The following is a 16,714-nucleotide window of genomic DNA, read 5'->3' on the forward strand; positions in this document are numbered from 1 at the left end:
GGTGAATTCTGTCGCCGCGGCACGGTAGAAAACTCGGGTGACGAGCTTCGACGAGCCGCTGGCGAAGGCGCTGGACCCCAGGACGGCCAAGCTGCTGGAGAGCGTTCTCGATCTGCGCACCGTCGGCGACCTGCTGCGGCACTACCCGCGCCGCTACGCCGAGCGGGGCGAGCTGACCGACCTCGTCGACCTGCAGGTCGACGAGCACGTCACCGTGGTCGGCGAGGTCACCAGGGCCATGCGCAGGCCGATGCGGAACAAGGGCGGCACCTGGCTGGAGGTCGAGGTGGCCGACGCCCGCGGCAGCAAGATCTACCTGTCGTTCTTCGGCAAGACCTCGCACATCGCCGAGACGCGGCTGCGGCCGGGCAGGCGGGGCATGTTCGCCGGCAAGGTCGGCGCCTTCGGCCAGGGCGAGAAGCGCAAGTGGCAGCTGTCCCACCCCGAGTTCGAGATGATCGAGGAGAACGAGACCGGGGCCGAGGAGTTCGCCGCCGCGCTCGTGCCGATCTACCCGGCGGGCAAGGACGTGACGCCCTGGGCGATCCGCAGGGCGCTGGGCGTCGTCCTCGACACCCTGGGCGAGCTGGACGACCCGCTCCCGGCCGCCCTGCGGGCCCGGCACCGGCTGCCCGGCCTGTCGGACGCGCTGCTGGCGATCCACCGGCCCCGCGACCACGCCGACGTGGGCAGGGCCCGCAAGCGGCTCAGGTTCGACGAGGCGTTCGTGCTCCAGGCGGTGCTGCTGCAGCGCAAGATGGCGGCGGCCGCCTGGCCCGCCACGCCCCGGCCCGCGATCGAGGGCGGGCTGCTCGCCGAGTTCGACGGGCGGCTGCCGTTCGAGCTCACCGAGGGCCAGCGCGAGGTGGGCGAGGAGATCGCCGCCGACCTGGCCCTGCCGCACCCCATGCACCGGCTGCTCCAGGGCGAGGTGGGCGCGGGCAAGACCGTCGTGGCGCTGCGGGCGATGCTCCAGGTGGTCGACGCCGGGGGGCAGGCCGTGCTGCTGGCCCCCACCGAGGTGCTCGCCCAGCAGCACCACCGGTCGATCTCGGCCATGCTCGGCGACCTGGCGGGGGGCGGCATGTTCGGCGGCACCGCGGTCGCCCTGCTGACCGGCTCGCTGGGCGCCGCGGCCCGCCGCTCGGCCATGCTCGACGCCGCCTCGGGCACGGCCGGCATCGTCGTCGGCACCCACGCCGTCCTGCAGGAGCGCGTCCAGTTCGCCGACCTCGGCCTGGTCGTGGTGGACGAGCAGCACCGGTTCGGCGTGGAGCAGCGCGACGCCCTGCGGGAGAAGGCCGGGGGCGGGCGGCCGCACGTGCTGGTCATGACGGCCACGCCCATCCCGCGCACGGTCGCGATGACGGTCTTCGGCGACCTCACCGTCTCCACGCTCTCCCAGCTGCCCTCGGGGCGTGCCCCGATCACCACGCACGTGGTCCCCGCGGCGGAGAAGCCGCACTTCCTCGACCGGGCCTGGACGCGGCTGCGCGAGGAGATCGGGCTGGGCCGCCAGGCGTACGTGGTCTGCCCGCGCATCGGCGACCTGGAGGGCGACGAGGGCGACATGTCCAAGGCCGACGACGAGCGCAGGCCGCCGCTGGCGGTGCTGGAGGTGGCCGAGACCCTGTCGGCGGGCCCGCTGGAGGGGCTGCGCGTCGAGGCGCTGCACGGCAAGCTCCCGCCGGAGGACAAGGACGCGGTGATGAGGGCCTTCACCCGGGGGGAGATCGACGTCCTGGTGGCGACCACGGTCATCGAGGTCGGCGTCGACGTCCCGAACTCCTCGGTCATGGTCATCATGGACGCCGACCGGTTCGGCGTGTCCCAGCTCCACCAGCTCCGCGGCCGGGTCGGGCGGGGCGGGCTGCCCGGCCTGTGCCTGCTGGTGACCGACGCGCCGGGCGGCACCCCCGCCCGTGCGCGGCTGGACGCGGTGGCCTCCACCCTGGACGGCTTCGAGCTGTCCCGTGTGGACCTGGAACAGCGCAGGGAGGGTGATGTGCTCGGGGTGGCCCAGTCGGGGCGCAGATCGTCGCTGAAGATGCTGGAGCTGCTGCGCGACGAGGACGTCATCCACGCCGCGCGCCTGGACGCCGAGGCCATGCTGGAGGCGGATCCGGAGCTGGCGGGCCATCCGGTGCTCCGCGCCGAGATCGACAGGCTCCTCGCGGACGAGCGCGCCGAGTACCTGGAGAAGGCGTGAGGCCCGTCCCGGGCGTCCCGGGCGTTCTTGGTGTTCCGGGCGCCTCGGATGCCTCGGGTGCCATGGGTGTCCGGGACGTCTCGCGGGTGCCGCGCCGTCCCGCGCGTTCGCGGCGTCTCGTGTGCCCGGGGAGTCTCGCGCCTTCGCGGGGCCTCGCGTGTCCTCGCCGCCTCGCGGTCCGGGGCGTCTCGTGCCTGCGGGGGTCTCGTGCCCGCTCCGGGCCGAAGGGCCCAACTGCGGGGACGGCCTCCCCCCGAATGCCGTCCCCGCCTGGGCCCACTCCCGGGTCAGGTGCCGAGAGCACCGGCGTGCGGAAGGGCTCACGATCACGCCGGTCGGCCTCCCCCTGGGTCACTTGGAGGCCGCAGGAAACATCATGCAAGGGACGGGCACCGGACGGAACGACCCTTGCGCTTTCGTCGCCACTCCTTGCCCACTCTTGACCTAGATCACCTGCCAGGACCCTTTTGACCTGCGGTTATGTGATGCGTCGCGACACGCCGGGCTGCGTACGCGCCGCCTGGGGCACCGGTCGCGGGCCGGGTGGACGGCGTCCGGGGCCCGGATCGGCGGGGGCGGGGCGCGCGGCGCGCTGAGAGGATGACGGGGTGAGCCGAGTCATCGCGGGAAGCGCAGGGGGGCGGCGGCTGGCCGTCCCGCCGGGGCGGGGGACCCGCCCCACGAGCGACCGGGCCAGGGAGGGGATCTTCTCCACGGTGGGGTCGCTGATCGGGCCGCTGGAGGGCTGCGCGGTGCTCGACCTGTACGCGGGCTCGGGCGCGCTCGGGCTGGAGGCGCTCTCCCGGGGGGCCGATCACGTGCTGCTCGTGGAGTCCGAAGCCCGGGCGGTGCGCACGATCAGGCAGAACGTCGCGTCGCTGGGCCTGGACGGGGCCCGGGTCGCCGCCGACCGCGTGGAGCGCCTGCTGGCCAGGGGTCCCGGGGCGGGGCAGAGTCCCGGCGCACCGGGGCACGCACCGGGGCACGCGCTGAGGAGCGTGCCGGGGGAGGCGCGGGGTGACGCCGGGGGCGGCCCGGGGGGCGCCGTGCGCGCGTACGACCTCGTCCTCGCCGATCCCCCGTACGCGCTGGGGGAGCAGGAGGTGCGGACGGTGCTGGAGCTGCTGCGCGACCGGGGCTGGCTGGCGCCGGACGCGCTGGTCGCGGTGGAGCGGGAGAGCCGGGGCGGCGACCTCGTCTGGCCGGACGGGTACGAACAGGAGAGGGTCCGTCGTTATGGCGAAGCGTCCGTTTGGTACGGTCGCGCCTCCGGGAATCCTTAGAGCAGGGGGTCCACCTTGCGTCGCGTTGTCTGTCCGGGATCGTTCGATCCCGTCACGAACGGTCATCTGGACATCATCGGCCGGGCCTCCCGGCAGTACGACGAAGTCGTCGTGGCGGTGCTGATCAACATCGAGAAGAAGAGCCTCTTCACGGTGGAGGAGCGCATCCAGACGCTCCAGACGGTCACCAAGGAGTACGGGAACGTCCGTGTGGACAAGTTCCACGGCCTGCTGGTCGACTACTGCAGGCAGCAGGAGATCCCCGCCATCGTCAAGGGCCTGCGCGCGGTCAGCGACTTCGACTACGAGCTCCAGATGGCCCAGCTCAACTACCGGATGTCGGGGGTGGAGACCCTGTTCATGGCCACCGGTCCCGAGGTCTCCTTCCTGTCCTCCAGCCGCATCAAGGAGATCGTCAAGTACGGCGGCAGCGTGGCCGGGCTCGTCCCGGACCTCGTGCAGGAACTCCTGGTCGAACGGCTCAGGGGCTAGGCACTGGTATTCTCTTGTTTCGGCCTTGCACGACGGCGGTGATGCGCCATGCCTAATGAGAGTGAAATGAACCAGCGCAACCTTGACCCCCGAGCCCCATGGGTGATCTCGACCCATGACCTGGGGCGACGGCCAGGGTCGATGCGCCGGATGAGTCTCGTTCTCCCGGCACCGGCGGACATCGGCGTCGACATGATCGGCGTCCCCAAGGACGCCGACGTCGAGCTGGAGATCCGGCTTGAGGCGGTCATGGAGGGTGTGCTCGTCACGGGCACTGCGCAATCCCCGCTGCGGGGGGAGTGCGCACGCTGCCTGGAACCGGTCACCTCGCACACCGAGGTGGAGTTCCAGGAGCTGTTCTTCTACTCGGCAGAGGATGCTGCCGAGGGTGACTCGCTTCTCGTCGGTGAACTTCTCGATCTCGAACCCGCGTTTCGCGACGCGGTCGTGCTCACGCTTCCGCTGAGCCCGGTCTGCAGTGAGGACTGCGCCGGGCTCTGTGTGGAGTGCGGGGTCAGGCTGGCGGACGCCGAGCCCGACCACGGCCACGAAGTCATCGACGCCCGCTGGGCCAAGCTGCAGGGCCTGGTTCCGGAACATAACAACGATCAGGAGAGCTGACGTGGCTGTCCCAAAGCGCAAGATGTCGCGGAGCAACACTCGCTCCCGCAGGTCGCAGTGGAAGGCCGCCGCGGTTTCGCTCGTGAGCTGCCCCCAGTGCCGCTCGCCGAAGCGTCCGCACGTGGCATGCCCGACCTGCGGCACGTACAACCGCCGTCAGGTGATCGAGCCCTCCGCCTGATCGCACTCTGACCGACGGCCGCCGGCCGGGCCCTCACGGGGTCCCGGCCGGTGTCACCGTCCTCACCCCTGCGATGGCGGTCCGCCCGCGGCTGTGGTGGACGCCGGGGTTCGCGGTAGAACGCGTACCCACTTTCCCGGCGCCCACCACGTCTTCGGGGTCTTCGGGCACTTTCTCCTTCATTGCTTCGCCATCGCGCATTCGATGACAGAACGTGCGAGGAGAAGTCATGGCCACGAGTGTGAAACCGGTTGCCGTCGAGTCCGTCAAGGACGAGCTGGAGCGCCTTCTGGCGGTCCACCTGGACGTCGCCATCCTGGAGCGGGCGCTGACGCACCGCTCCTACGCGTACGAGAACGGTGGCCTGCCCACCAACGAGCGCCTGGAGTTCCTGGGCGACTCGGTGCTGGGCCTGGTCGTCACCGACACCCTCTACCGCAACCACCCCGACCTGCCCGAGGGGCAGCTGGCCAAGCTCAGGGCCGCGGTGGTCAACATGCGTGCCCTGGCCGACGTGGCCCGCTCGCTGGGCCTGGGCCGTTTCCTGCGCCTGGGCCGGGGCGAGGAGGGCACCGGGGGCCGCGACAAGTCCTCGATCCTGGCCGACACCCTCGAGGCGCTGATCGGCGCGATCTACGTGAACAGGGGCCTGGAGGAGGCGTTCCGCGTCGTCCACCTGCTGTTCGACCCGCTCATCACCCGTTCGGCCTCGCTCGGTGCCGGGCTCGACTGGAAGACCTCGCTGCAGGAGCTCACCGCCTCGGAGTCGCTCGGCGTGCCCGAGTACCACGTCGAGGAGAGCGGGCCCGACCACGCCAAGTCCTTCACCGCGGTCGTGCGGGTGGGCGGGGAGGCATACGGCGCGGGGTCGGGGCGTTCGAAGAAGGAGGCGGAGCAGCAGGCCGCCGAAGCGGCCTGGAATCGGATCCGCCAGGACCGGGAACGACGCGACGTCGGCTGATCCGCCGCCGGAGGAGGGGCACATGCCTGAGCTGCCCGAGGTCGAGGTGGTCCGCCGGGGCCTGGAGCGATGGGTCTCCGGGCGGGTGGTCGCCCACGCCGAAGTGCTCCACCCCAGGGCGATCAGGCGCCATCTTCCCGGCGCCGAGGAGTTCTCCTTCCGGCTCAAGGGCCGTACCGTCGGGGTCGCCGAACGCCGGGGCAAGTACCTGTGGCTGCCCCTGGACGGGACCGACGCGATCCTGGCGCACCTGGGGATGAGCGGCCAGCTCCTGGTCACCGAGCCCGGTTCGCCGTCGGAGAGGCACCTGCGGGTCCGGATCTCCTTCACCGACGGCGGCCCCGAGCTGCGCTTCGTCGACCAGCGGACCTTCGGTCACGTGCTGGTGACCCCGATGGCGCACTCGGGAGGCCGGACGGTGCCCGAGCCGATCGCGCACATCGCGGCCGACCCGTTCGAGGAGCACTTCGACGACGAGGGGTTCGCCCGGCGGCTCCGGCTGCGGCAGACCGAGATCAAGCGGGCGCTGCTGGACCAGTCGCTGATCAGCGGGGTCGGCAACATCTACGCCGACGAGGCCCTGTGGCGGGCCAGGCTGCACGGTGCCCGCCCCACCGGGACGCTGACCAGGCCGAAGATCGCCGAACTGCTGGCGGCGGCCCGGCAGGTGATGACCGCCGCGCTCGCCGAGGGCGGCACCTCCTTCGACAGCCTGTACGTGAACGTCAACGGTGAGAGCGGCTACTTCGACCGGTCCCTGGCCGTCTACGGCAGGCGTGACCTGCCCTGTTCCCGGTGCGGCGCGCCGATCGTCCGCGAGGCGTTCATGAACCGCTCCTCCTACAGCTGCCCCCGCTGCCAGCCCCGGCCCAGAAGGGTCCCGCGGTGACGGGTACCGGAGCCGCCCGGGAGGCCGCCGTGACCCGGGCGTCCGAGGCCGGTATGCCCGGTATCAACGCTCATGAGGGCGACACGCCCGAAACCGGCGTCCCTGAAACCGATGCCCCCGATGGCGACACGCCCGGGGCCGGCCCGGAGGGCGCCCGGCGGGTGCGGCTCACGGCCTGGGTCCGGGGGCGCGTGCAGGGGGTGGGTTTCCGCTGGTGGACGCGGTCCCGCGCGCTGGAGCTCGGCCTGACCGGCTGGGCACGCAACACCGCGGACGGCCGGGTCGAGGTGGTCGCCCAGGGGACGCGCCGAGCGTGCGAGGACCTGCTGGGACTCCTGCGGGGCGGCGACACGCCCGGGCGGGTGGACGTGGTGGTCGAGCGGTGGAGTGAGCCCAAAGGTAGTCCAGAGGGTTTCGTCGAGCGCTGACCACTTCCCTAAACCACCCAAAATAAGGTATATTTGACCGTCGAGAGTGCCCATCGGTGCATCCATCCGGAGCGTTCAACTTGACCGTCTCCCTCACCGGTGCGACTCTTGATAAAGAACCACGCGCACCCCTCCCGCGGCAAAGAAGTGCGCGAACCAGTCTGGTCACTCAGCGTGGAGGACCCTTTACTATGGCGAAGGCTCTACTCGGCCACGTCGGCGGTCCCGACCCTCGGATGGTCTCGGAAATGCGTCGTCTTCAGCAGCGCATCCGTGATCTGGAGGGAGAGCTCACCCGGCTCCAGGCCCAGAACGACGAACTCGCGGCAGGCAGTCGCGACGAGGAGTTCAACCGTCTGCAGGATCGCGAGCCGGCTCTCACCTAACGGGGGCCGGGGCGGAACACACAGTCCAGGGACGCCTCGATGGGGCGTCCCTTGTCATATGACGGCACATAAGCCTTATTTAGGTCATGTGCGTGCTATATGCCGTGCCAGGAAGGTCAGCTGCTCGGGTAACACCCGGCGGCGGTAGGCCGTGTCCTGGCACCCGTCGGCGATCCCGCCCTCGGCCGTGGCGCCCAGCGCCTTGAGGGCCTTGAGCATGGTCTGGGTCTGCCGGGCCCACGGGTCGCGCTCGCCGCACCCCAGCCAGACCGGGATGTCCACCAGCTCGCGCAGCGGGGCCTGAGCCGCGCTCACCGCGGGCGACGCCGCCACGACCGCCCCCACCTGCTCGGGACCGAGCTCGGCGGCCAGTCTCAGCGCCCCGGCCCCTCCCGAGGACCACCCCATCAGGCCGATCTTCGCGGTGTCCATCCCGTTCGAGGCCAGGTACGGCAGCAGCGACCCCGGGATGTCGGCGGAGGGCCAGTCGTCGATCGAGGCGACCGCGAACCGGCCGCCGCCCGCGGCCAGGTAGCGGTGGACGGCGTAGACGCCGAACGGCGTGCGCGCGTTGCCCGCGGCCCCGTGCAGCATGACCACGACGGGGAGCCCGTCCTGCGCCCCCGGAGGCAACCCCACGATCACCCGCCGCCGGTCCACGCGGCTGCGCTGGATCGTTCCAGGCGACGTCACCGGAGGCCGGGGCAGCGCCCCGCAGACGATCTGGGCGTACGCGCTCCGGATGCCGTCCGGACCGGCCGCCAGCGCGGCGGCGCCCAGGGCGAGCACGGTCAGCCCGCCCCCGGCCAGGAAGGCGCGCCGTCCCGGCCCTCGTGTCCCGTCCGCGGGTGACGGGTCGCCGGACTCGCGGGGCCGGGAGCCCGCCGGTCCGTCCCCGGACGGCCCCGGCCTCGACTGCCCCGGTCTCGGCGGGCACGGCCTCGACGGGTGCGACCTCGCAGGGTGTGACCTCGACGGGTGTGACGGAGCCTCGCTCTCACCGCGTTCCGCGTCCATGCAGGGCACCATAGGCGGTGCGCGGGCGGGCGGGGGTGAAGAACGGTAGTCTTCCCCGCGTGAACGGAGCCGCGGGCTGACGGGAAAGGACGCGCCCGTCGTCACCGGAGGGCGGCCGGGGGCAGGGCGTGCCGCGCCGGGCGGCGCGGCCGGACCGGGGAGGGGATGCCGGGGTGTATCTGAAGACCCTCACCCTGCGCGGGTTCAAGTCCTTCGCCTCGGCCACCACGCTCCGGTTCGAACCGGGCATCACCGCGGTCGTCGGCCCCAACGGGTCGGGCAAGTCCAACGTGGTCGACGCCCTGGCCTGGGTGATGGGCGAGCACAGCGCCAAGTCGCTGCGCGGCGGCAAGATGGAGGACGTCATCTTCGCCGGCACCTCCTCGCGGGCGCCGCTGGGACGGGCCGAGGTGACCCTGACCATCGACAACACCGACGGCATGCTCCCGATCGACTACACCGAGGTGACGATCAGCAGGCTGATGTTCCGGGCCGGCCAGAGCGAGTACGCGATCAACGGGGACACCTGCCGGCTGCTCGACATCCAGGAGCTGCTCTCCGACTCCGGCATCGGCCGTGAGATGCACGTCATCGTCGGCCAGGGCCAGCTCGACCAGGTGCTGCACGCCGGTCCCGAGGAGCGCAGGGCGTTCATCGAGGAGGCCGCGGGCGTCCTGAAGCACCGCAAGCGCAAGGAGAAGGCGCTGCGGAAGCTGGACGCGATGCAGGCCAACATGACCCGGGTGCAGGACCTCACCACCGAGCTGCGCCGCCAGCTCAAGCCGCTGGGACGCCAGGCCGAGATCGCCAGGAGGGCCGCGGTCATCCAGGCCGACCTGCGCGACGCCAGGCTCCGGCTGCTCGCCGACGACGTGCTCACCCTGCGCACCGCGCTGGAGCGGGAGATGGCCGACGAGGCCGCCGTGCTGGCCCGGCGCGCCGCGGTGGAGAGCGAGCTCGAACAGGGCCAGGTCGCCGAGGCCGAGCTGGAGGCCGCCGAGGCCCAGGCCCAGCCGCGCCTGGCCGCCGCACAGGAGACGTTCTTCCGGCTGTCCTCCCTGCGCGAGCGCCTGCGGGGCCTGTCCACCCTCGCCGCCGAACGGCACCGCCACGCCTCCGACACCGCGGTGGAGCGGCGCGGGCGCGACCCGGAGGATCTGGAGCGCGAGGCCGAGGAGGTCCGCGAGCAGGAGCGCGTCCTGGCCGAGCTGCTCGCCCAGGAGCAGGAGTCGCTCGCCGAGGCCGTGGCCGGGCGGGCCGAGACCGAGGCGGCGCTCGCCGCAGAGGAGCGGCGGCTCGCCGCCGAGGCCAGGGCCATCGCCGACCGCCGCGAGGGCCTGGCCAGGCTCAGGGGGCAGGCCGGGGCCGCGCGCAGCCGGGCCGCGGCGGCCGAGGAGGAGATCGGCAGGCTGCGCCGCGCGCTGGAGGAGGCCGAGCAGCGGGCCGAGGCGGCCCAGGCCGAGCACGACGGACAGGAGAGCTCCGAGCCGGCCGCCGACCCCGCCCTCGCCGAGGAGCTGGAGATCGCCCTGGAGACGGTCGAGCAGGCCAGGGAGTCGGTCGAGGCGGCCAGGGCCGGGGTCGAGACGGCCCGGGCGGCGGTCGCGGGCCCGGACGCCGCGCTCGGCGCCGCCAGGGCCGCGCTGACCGCCGCCCGCGAGGCCGACCAGCGGGCACAGCGCCAGGTGGCCGCGCTGGAGGCCCGGTTCGAGGCGCTGGAGATGGGCCTGGCCCAGGGCGCCGACGGTGCCGCCGCGCTGCTCGCCGCCGACCTGGCCGGGATGCTCGGCCCGGTGGCCGCCAGGCTCTCGGTGCGGCCCGGTGCCGAGGTGGCCGTCGCCGCCGTGCTGGGGGCCGCGGCCGAGGCCGTCGCGGTCGAGTCGCTGCAGAGCGCCGCCGACGCGCTGGAGTTCCTCAGGAGCCGCGAGGCAGGCCGGGCCACGCTGGTCATCGCCTCGGGCGAGGCGGCGCCCCCGCGGGGCCCCGTGCCGCTCGACGGCGCCGAATGGGCCGCCGACCTGGTCACCGTCCCCGCCGAGCTGCGGGCCGCCACCGCCGCCCTGCTGGCCGGCGTGCTCGTGGTGGACGATCTCACGACCGCCCGGAAGGCGGTGGAGCAGTTCCCCGGCCTGCGCGCCGTCACCCGGTCGGGCGACCTGCTGGGCGCCCACGCCGCCAGGGGAGGCTCGCCGGGCGGCACCTCCGCCCTGCAGATGCGGGCCGCGCTGGACGAGGCCGCCGCCGACCTGTCCGGGGCCCGGACCGCGGCCGGGCTCGCCGCGGCGGAGCTGGAGGAGGCCGCCGAGGTCGAGGCCGAGGCCCAGGCCGCGGTCGAGGCGGCCAGGGGGCGGGTCGCCGAGGCCCAGACCGGCGTGCAGAACGCCCAGGGCGGCCTGGACGCGGCGCAGGCCGCGCTGGACCGGGTGCGGGCCAGGCAGCGCGAGGCCGACCAGCAGGTCGCCGCGGTGGCCAGGAGTCTCGCCCGGCTCGGTGCCGCCGCCAAGGCCGCCCGTGACGAGTGCGAGCGGCTGGCCGGGGGCGTACGGGCTGCGGAGGAGGCGCGCGACCGGGACGCCGCGGGCCTCGCCGAGCTGGAGGAGCGGCTCGCCGCCGCCCTCGGGGCCGAGGAGCCCGAGACCGAACCCGCCACCGACCTGCGTGACGAGCTCGCCGGGATCTGCGCGACGGCCAGGCAGGAGGAGATGGAGGCCCGCCTCGCCGTAAGGACCGCGGAGGAGCGGGTCCGGAGCATCGAGGGCAGGGCCGAGGAGCTGACGCGTGCCGCCGAGCGCGAGCGCGAGGAGCGGGCCAGGGCGGCCGAGCGCCGGACGCGCCGCCGCGAGCAGGCCCGCACCGCCCAGGCGGTCGTCCGGGGGGCCGAGCTGACGTTGCGTGCCCTGGAGTCCTCGCTGGTGGCCGCGGCCGCCGAGCGCGACGAGGCGGAGCTGGCGCGCGGGCAGATCGACGCCTCGCTCAAGGCCGTCCGGGTGCGGGTGCGCGAGCTCTCCGGCGAGCTGGACAAGCTGGTCAACCGGGCACACGGCAGCGAGATGGCCCGCACCGAGCAGCGCCTGCGGCTGGAGCAGCTCCAGACGCGGTCGGTGGAGGAGTACGGGGTCGAGCCCGACACCCTCATCGCCGAGTACGGCCCGGCCGAGCCGGTCCCGGTGGACGACGGCGATCCCGTCCCCTACGACCGCGACGAGCAGCTCAAGCGGGCCAAGGCGGCCGATCGCCAGATGGCCCAGCTCGGCAAGGTCAACCCGCTCGCGCTGGAGGAGTTCGCGGCCCTGGAGGAGCGGCACTCCTTCCTCACCTCGCAGCTGGAGGACCTCAAGAAGACCCGCCGCGATCTGCTGACGGTGGTCAAGGAGGTCGACGAGCGGGTCGAGCAGGTCTTCGGGGCGGCCTTCGCCGACGTGGCCCGCGAGTTCGAGACGATCTTCACGCGGGTGTTCCCCGGCGGGGAGGGCAGGCTGCTGCTCACCGATCCGGAGGACATGCTGACCACCGGCGTCGAGGTCGAGGCCCGCCCGCCCGGCAAGAAGGTCAAGCGGCTCTCGCTGCTGTCGGGTGGTGAGCGGTCGCTGACCGCGGTGGCGTTCCTGGTGTCCATCTTCAAGGCGCGGCCCTCGCCGTTCTACGTGATGGACGAGGTGGAGGCCGCGCTGGACGACACCAACACCCAGCGCCTGCTGACGCTCTTCGAGGAGCTGCGGCAGACCTCGCAGATCATCATCATCACCCACCAGAAGCGCACGATGGAGATCGCCGACGCGCTGTACGGCGTGTCGATGCGCGGGGACGGCGTCACCCAGGTGATCAGCCAGCGCCTGCGGGAGCACGAGCCCGCCTGAACGCGCCGGGGCCGCCCGGACACCGGGCCGCACGCGCTCCGAACCGTCCGGGGACCGGCCCGCGCGCACCCAGGACGGACACGGGCCCGTTCGAACGCCCGTCCGGACGGGGGCCCGCTCGAACACCTGGGGAGCGAGCATCCCGGGGCGTCTGGAAAACTGTGGTCTTGTGGAAGCCTATCTCGGCATAATCGCGATCATCGCCGTCATCGCCCTGCTGACGGGCGGCGGCATGCTCCTGCTGTTCCGGTCGGGGCGCAGGACGCCGCCGCGGGTCGAACCGCCCGAGGCGCCGCCGGTCTCCGGGGTGCCACAGGCCCCCGGACGCGGCACGGCCGTGGACGAGGACGCGGCGACGACCACCGTGCCGCCACCGGCCAGGCCGATCGACCCCGCCGACGTCACCGTCCTGCCGCCGGTCGAGGTCCCGCCGCCGTCCGCCGGCCGGATGGTGCGGCTCCGCGCCCGGCTGGCCCGCTCGCAGAGCACCCTGGGCAAGGGGCTGCTGGAGCTGCTCTCGCGCGACCGCCTCGACGACGACGCCTGGGACGAGATCGAGGAGACCCTGATCACCGCCGACGTCGGCGTGGCGCCGACCCGGGCGATGGTCGAGGAGCTGCGCACCCGGGTCAAGGTGCTGGGCAGCCGGACGCCCGAGGAGGCGCGTGCCCTGCTGCGGGAGCAGCTGCTCGCCCAGATCGGCACCGACATGGACCGTACGCTGCACGTCGCCCCGCACGGCGAGCGCCCGGCGGTGGTCCTGGTGGTCGGCGTCAACGGCACCGGCAAGACCACCACGACCGGCAAGCTGGCGCGCGTCATCATCGGTGACGGCGGCAAGGTCGTGCTGGGGGCGGCCGACACGTTCCGCGCCGCCGCGGCCGACCAGCTCCAGACCTGGGGCGACCGGGTCGGGGCCGGGGTGGTGCGCGGTCCCGAGGGCGGCGACCCGGCCTCGGTGGCCTTCGACGCCGTCGCCGAGGGCATCCGGGAGAAGGCCGACGTGGTCATCGTCGACACCGCCGGACGGCTGCACACCAAGACCGGCCTGATGGACGAGCTCGGCAAGGTCAAGCGCGTCATCGAGAAGAAGGCCACGGTGGACGAGGTGCTGCTCGTCCTGGACGCCACCACCGGCCAGAACGGCATGCGCCAGGCCCGGGTGTTCGCCGAGGTGGTCAACATCACCGGCATCGCGCTGACCAAGCTCGACGGCACCGCCAAGGGCGGGATCATCATCTCCGTCCAGCGCGAGCTGGGGGTCCCGGTCAAGCTGGTCGGTCTCGGCGAGGGCCCGGACGACCTGGCCCCGTTCGACCCCGAGGTCTTCGTGGACGCGCTCCTCGGCGAGTGATCCACCCTCCCGCCCGCCTCGCCCGTACGGGCACGGAGGCCGGTGGGCCGCCCCCCGGTGCGGACATCCCGGGGGCGGTAGGGGGCGGGCAGGGGGTGACGGGCCCGGCCGGTCCGCGCCAGAGTCGCGGTGAAGGCGCCTGAGGGCGCCGTGCGCCGTGCGCGGGGGCTTGCGCCGGACGTGAACGGCCGTGCCCCCGGGTGGACGCGTGCCCCGGGCGGGGCCGTACGCCGTCGTTCTCCCGTGCGCCGCCGGTACGCCGCGCGCTGCCGGCCGAGGGGAGGAGCGACATGCGGCGATGGAGGAGAACGGCCCTCATGCTGGCCGTCGTCAGCGGGGTGGGCGGTGCCTGCCTGCTGCCGCAGGCGGCCGGTGCCGGGACGGGGAACGGGGCGGGGAACGAGGCTGGCCGGGCCGCCGGGCCGGGGCTCACGGTCGAGCCGGTCGCGGGCCTGACCAAGCCGGTGCAGATGGTGGTGGACCGCTGGGGCGTACCGCACATCTACGCGCGCAACACCGCGGACCTGTATCTCGCGCAGGGCTTCAACGCCGCCCGCGACCGCCTGTTCCAGATCGACCTGTGGCGCCGCCGCGGCCTGGGCCTGCTGTCGGAGGTCCTCGGCCCCGACCACCTCGCGCAGGACCGGGCGACCCGGCTGTTCCTGTACCGCGGGGACATGGACAGGGAGTGGGCCAGCTACGGCCCGGACGCGAAGATGGCGGCCACCCGTTTCACCGAGGGCGTCAACGCCTACATCGACCGGCTGCGGCGCTTCCCCGAGGAGACGCCGCCGGAGTTCCGCGAGCTCGGCTACGCCCCGGCCCGCTGGTCGCCCGAGGACGTGGTGCGGATCCGCAGCCACAGCCTGGTGGTGAACCTCGGCCCCGAGGTCGACCGGGCCCGCGCCGTCTGCGCGGGCGGCATCGGCGTTGATCCGCTCATGCGCAGGCTCCAGCCCGACTGGAGGACCTCGGTGCCCGAGGGGCTCGACCCGTGCGCGATCCCCGCGGACGTGCTGGGCGTCTACCAGCTCGCCACCCAGGGCGTCACCTTCAGGAACGGCCGGGTGCAGGCGGTGACCGAGCCGTCGGTCCCGGCCCCGGCCGAGGGCAGCAACGCCTGGGCCGTCGCCCCGTCGCGCAGCACCACGGGACGGGCGATCCTGGCCAGTGACCCGCACCGGGTGATGAAGGCCCCCTCCCTGCGGTACGTCACCCACCTGTCCGCGCCGGGCCTCGACGTCATCGGGGCCGGGGAGCCCGCGCTGCCGGGCGTCTCCATCGGGCACAACGGCACCGTGGCGTTCGGGCTGACCATCTTCGGCATCGACCAGGAGGACCTGTACGTCTACCGGCTCGACCCCGCCGACCCGGGCCGCTACCGCTACGGCCAGGGCTGGGAGCGCATGCGCACCGTCACCGAGAACGTGCCGGTCAAGGGGGAGGCGGCACGCCCCGCCGAGCTGGCCTTCACCCGCCACGGCCCGGTGATCAAGGTGGACCGGGAGCGGAACCTCGCCTACGCCCTGCGCACCACCTGGTCGCAGCCGGGCACGGCACCCTACTTCGGCAGCATGGCGTACATGGGCGCGCGGAACTGGAAGGAGTTCACCGCGGCCATGCGGACCTGGGGCGGCCCGCCGGAGAACCAGATCTACGCCGACACCGCGGGCAACATCGGCTGGGTCCCCGGGGGGCTAGCGCCACGACGGGTGGGCTACGACGGCCTGATGCCCGTCCCGGGGGACGGCCGCTACGAGTGGGACGGCTTCCACGACGGCGCGCTGCTGCCCCGTACCTACAACCCCCCGAAGGGGATCGTCGCCTCCGCCAACGAGTTCAACATGCCCGAGGACCATCCGGTGAAGGTCGGGTTCGACTCGTGGGCCTTCCCGTACCGGCACCAGCGCATCGTCGAGGTGCTCTCGGCGAAGCCGCGCACCTCGCCCGCGGACTCGCGGGCGCTGCAGAGCGACAAGCTCTCCATCCCCGCCCGCGAGCTGGTACGGCGGCTCGCCGGGATGAGCGCCACCGAACCGTCGGCGGTCAAGGCGCTGGAGCTGCTGCGCGGCTTCGACGCGGTGATCGACGCGGACTCGGCGCAGGCCGCCCTGTTCGAGACGTGGTTCACCGCCCACCTGGAACCGGCGTTCGCACGGGCGGTCCTGCCGGAGAACGTGGCAAGGATGATCTTCATTCACGATCCCGTCCTGCTGATGGAGGCCGTGCGGGAGCCCGAGCGCTGGTTCGGCGCCGACGGCGCGGCCGTGCGCGACCGCCTCCTGCTCACCTCGCTGGCCGCGGCCTACGACGCCCTGGTGGTGCGGCTCGGCCCCGACCCGGCCGCCTGGAAGTGGGGCGACATCCAGAAGATGACGTTCGATCACCCGCTGGGCGAGAACGTGGGCCCGTTCCCCCGGGGCGGGTCCTGGAACACCGTGGACGCGTCGAACTACCTGCCCGGCTCCTACACGCCCCTGTCGGGAGCGACGTTCAAGATGGTCCTCGACGTCGGCGAGTGGGACAGGTCGCGGGCGATCAACGCCCCCGGGCAGTCGGGTGACCCGGGCAGCCCGCACTACCGCGACCTGGCGCCCCTGTGGCAGAAGGGGGAGTACTTCCCGCTGCTCTACAGCCGCGCCGCCGTGGAGGCCAACGCCGAACGGCGCCTGCTGCTGACCCCGCTTCCCTGACGGACGGCCTCCCGGCCGTTCCCGCTTCCTCCCACCCTCGCCCGCTCCCTTCCGCCCCCTCCCGGTCCGTCGCGGGACTCGCCCTTCCGCGACGGACCTCGCCCGGCCCGCCACCGACCGGTGGCGGGCCGGCCTTCTTCGGCCGATCATCTCCCGCTCCCCGGAGAGTCCTCGCGGCCCGACAAAGGACCCGATGATGCGTCCTTGCAGGGCGAAGGGACGAAGAACCCGGTAGGACCCTCTCGAATGAACCGGTGGCACCGTCCACCCGTTCCTCAGAGGGGAGATTAAGTCCTCGAAGCACGGGAAGCGGGGAGACGTGAAGACGGGTGTCACAGCTTCT

Annotated in this window: 13 protein-coding genes; 12 read left to right on the forward strand and 1 reads right to left on the reverse strand. The window is 73.2% G+C overall.

Annotated elements, in window-relative coordinates:
* The first annotated feature begins 37 nt into the window (after window positions 1-37).
* The 9 genes from recG (at window position 38) to ABD832_RS14385 (ending at window position 7,450) form a co-directional block, all read left to right on the forward strand.
* On the forward strand, window positions 38-2,209 hold the full coding sequence (gene recG / locus ABD832_RS14345; protein ID WP_344894240.1) for an ATP-dependent DNA helicase RecG: 2,172 nt from the start codon (window positions 38-40) through the stop codon (window positions 2,207-2,209).
* Window positions 2,210-2,817: 608 nt separating this feature from the next.
* Window positions 2,818-3,492 (forward strand): RsmD family RNA methyltransferase, encoded by a 675-nt coding sequence (locus ABD832_RS14350; RefSeq protein WP_344894243.1) that lies wholly within the window; start codon window positions 2,818-2,820, stop codon window positions 3,490-3,492.
* 15 nt (window positions 3,493-3,507) lie between these two features.
* Window positions 3,508-3,984 (forward strand): pantetheine-phosphate adenylyltransferase, encoded by a 477-nt coding sequence (gene coaD / locus ABD832_RS14355; protein WP_344894246.1) that lies wholly within the window; start codon window positions 3,508-3,510, stop codon window positions 3,982-3,984.
* Window positions 3,985-4,050: 66 nt separating this feature from the next.
* On the forward strand, window positions 4,051-4,605 hold the full coding sequence (locus ABD832_RS14360; protein WP_344894249.1) for a YceD family protein: 555 nt from the start codon (window positions 4,051-4,053) through the stop codon (window positions 4,603-4,605).
* A 1-nt stretch (window position 4,606) separates the two neighbouring features.
* A complete protein-coding gene (gene rpmF, locus ABD832_RS14365) occupies window positions 4,607-4,786 on the forward strand; it encodes a 50S ribosomal protein L32 (protein WP_012894381.1) in 180 nt (59 codons plus the stop codon).
* Between the two features lie 229 nt (window positions 4,787-5,015).
* Complete coding sequence (gene rnc / locus ABD832_RS14370) at window positions 5,016-5,747, forward strand: ribonuclease III (protein ID WP_344894252.1); 732 nt, start codon at window positions 5,016-5,018, stop codon at window positions 5,745-5,747.
* 22 nt (window positions 5,748-5,769) lie between these two features.
* The gene (mutM, locus tag ABD832_RS14375; RefSeq protein ID WP_344894255.1) at window positions 5,770-6,636 is read left to right on the forward strand and encodes a bifunctional DNA-formamidopyrimidine glycosylase/DNA-(apurinic or apyrimidinic site) lyase; all 867 of its coding nucleotides are present in this window, start codon (window positions 5,770-5,772) and stop codon (window positions 6,634-6,636) included.
* A gap of 161 nt (window positions 6,637-6,797) precedes the next feature.
* Window positions 6,798-7,064, forward strand: coding sequence for an acylphosphatase (locus tag ABD832_RS14380; protein WP_344894258.1), 267 nt, complete (start codon window positions 6,798-6,800; stop codon window positions 7,062-7,064).
* Between the two features lie 191 nt (window positions 7,065-7,255).
* A complete protein-coding gene (locus tag ABD832_RS14385; protein ID WP_344894261.1) occupies window positions 7,256-7,450 on the forward strand; it encodes a hypothetical protein in 195 nt (64 codons plus the stop codon).
* Between the two features lie 84 nt (window positions 7,451-7,534).
* Here ABD832_RS14385 and ABD832_RS14390 read toward each other — a convergent pair whose 3' ends face one another.
* Window positions 7,535-8,239, reverse strand: coding sequence for an alpha/beta hydrolase-fold protein (locus tag ABD832_RS14390; RefSeq protein ID WP_344894264.1), 705 nt, complete (start codon window positions 8,237-8,239; stop codon window positions 7,535-7,537).
* A gap of 401 nt (window positions 8,240-8,640) precedes the next feature.
* Here ABD832_RS14390 and smc point away from each other — a divergent pair, with 401 nt between their 5' ends.
* From smc to ABD832_RS14405, 3 genes are all read left to right on the forward strand, one after another.
* Window positions 8,641-12,324 (forward strand): chromosome segregation protein SMC, encoded by a 3,684-nt coding sequence (gene smc, locus ABD832_RS14395; RefSeq protein WP_344894267.1) that lies wholly within the window; start codon window positions 8,641-8,643, stop codon window positions 12,322-12,324.
* A 169-nt stretch (window positions 12,325-12,493) separates the two neighbouring features.
* On the forward strand, window positions 12,494-13,678 hold the full coding sequence (gene ftsY, locus ABD832_RS14400; RefSeq protein WP_344894270.1) for a signal recognition particle-docking protein FtsY: 1,185 nt from the start codon (window positions 12,494-12,496) through the stop codon (window positions 13,676-13,678).
* 290 nt (window positions 13,679-13,968) lie between these two features.
* Window positions 13,969-16,371, forward strand: a complete 2,403-nt coding sequence (locus ABD832_RS14405) for a penicillin acylase family protein (RefSeq protein WP_344894273.1) — start codon at window positions 13,969-13,971, stop codon at window positions 16,369-16,371.
* The last annotated feature ends 343 nt before the right edge of the window (window positions 16,372-16,714 follow it).

Source organism: Streptosporangium longisporum (assembly GCF_039534895.1).
Classification (GTDB): domain Bacteria; phylum Actinomycetota; class Actinomycetes; order Streptosporangiales; family Streptosporangiaceae; genus Streptosporangium; species Streptosporangium longisporum.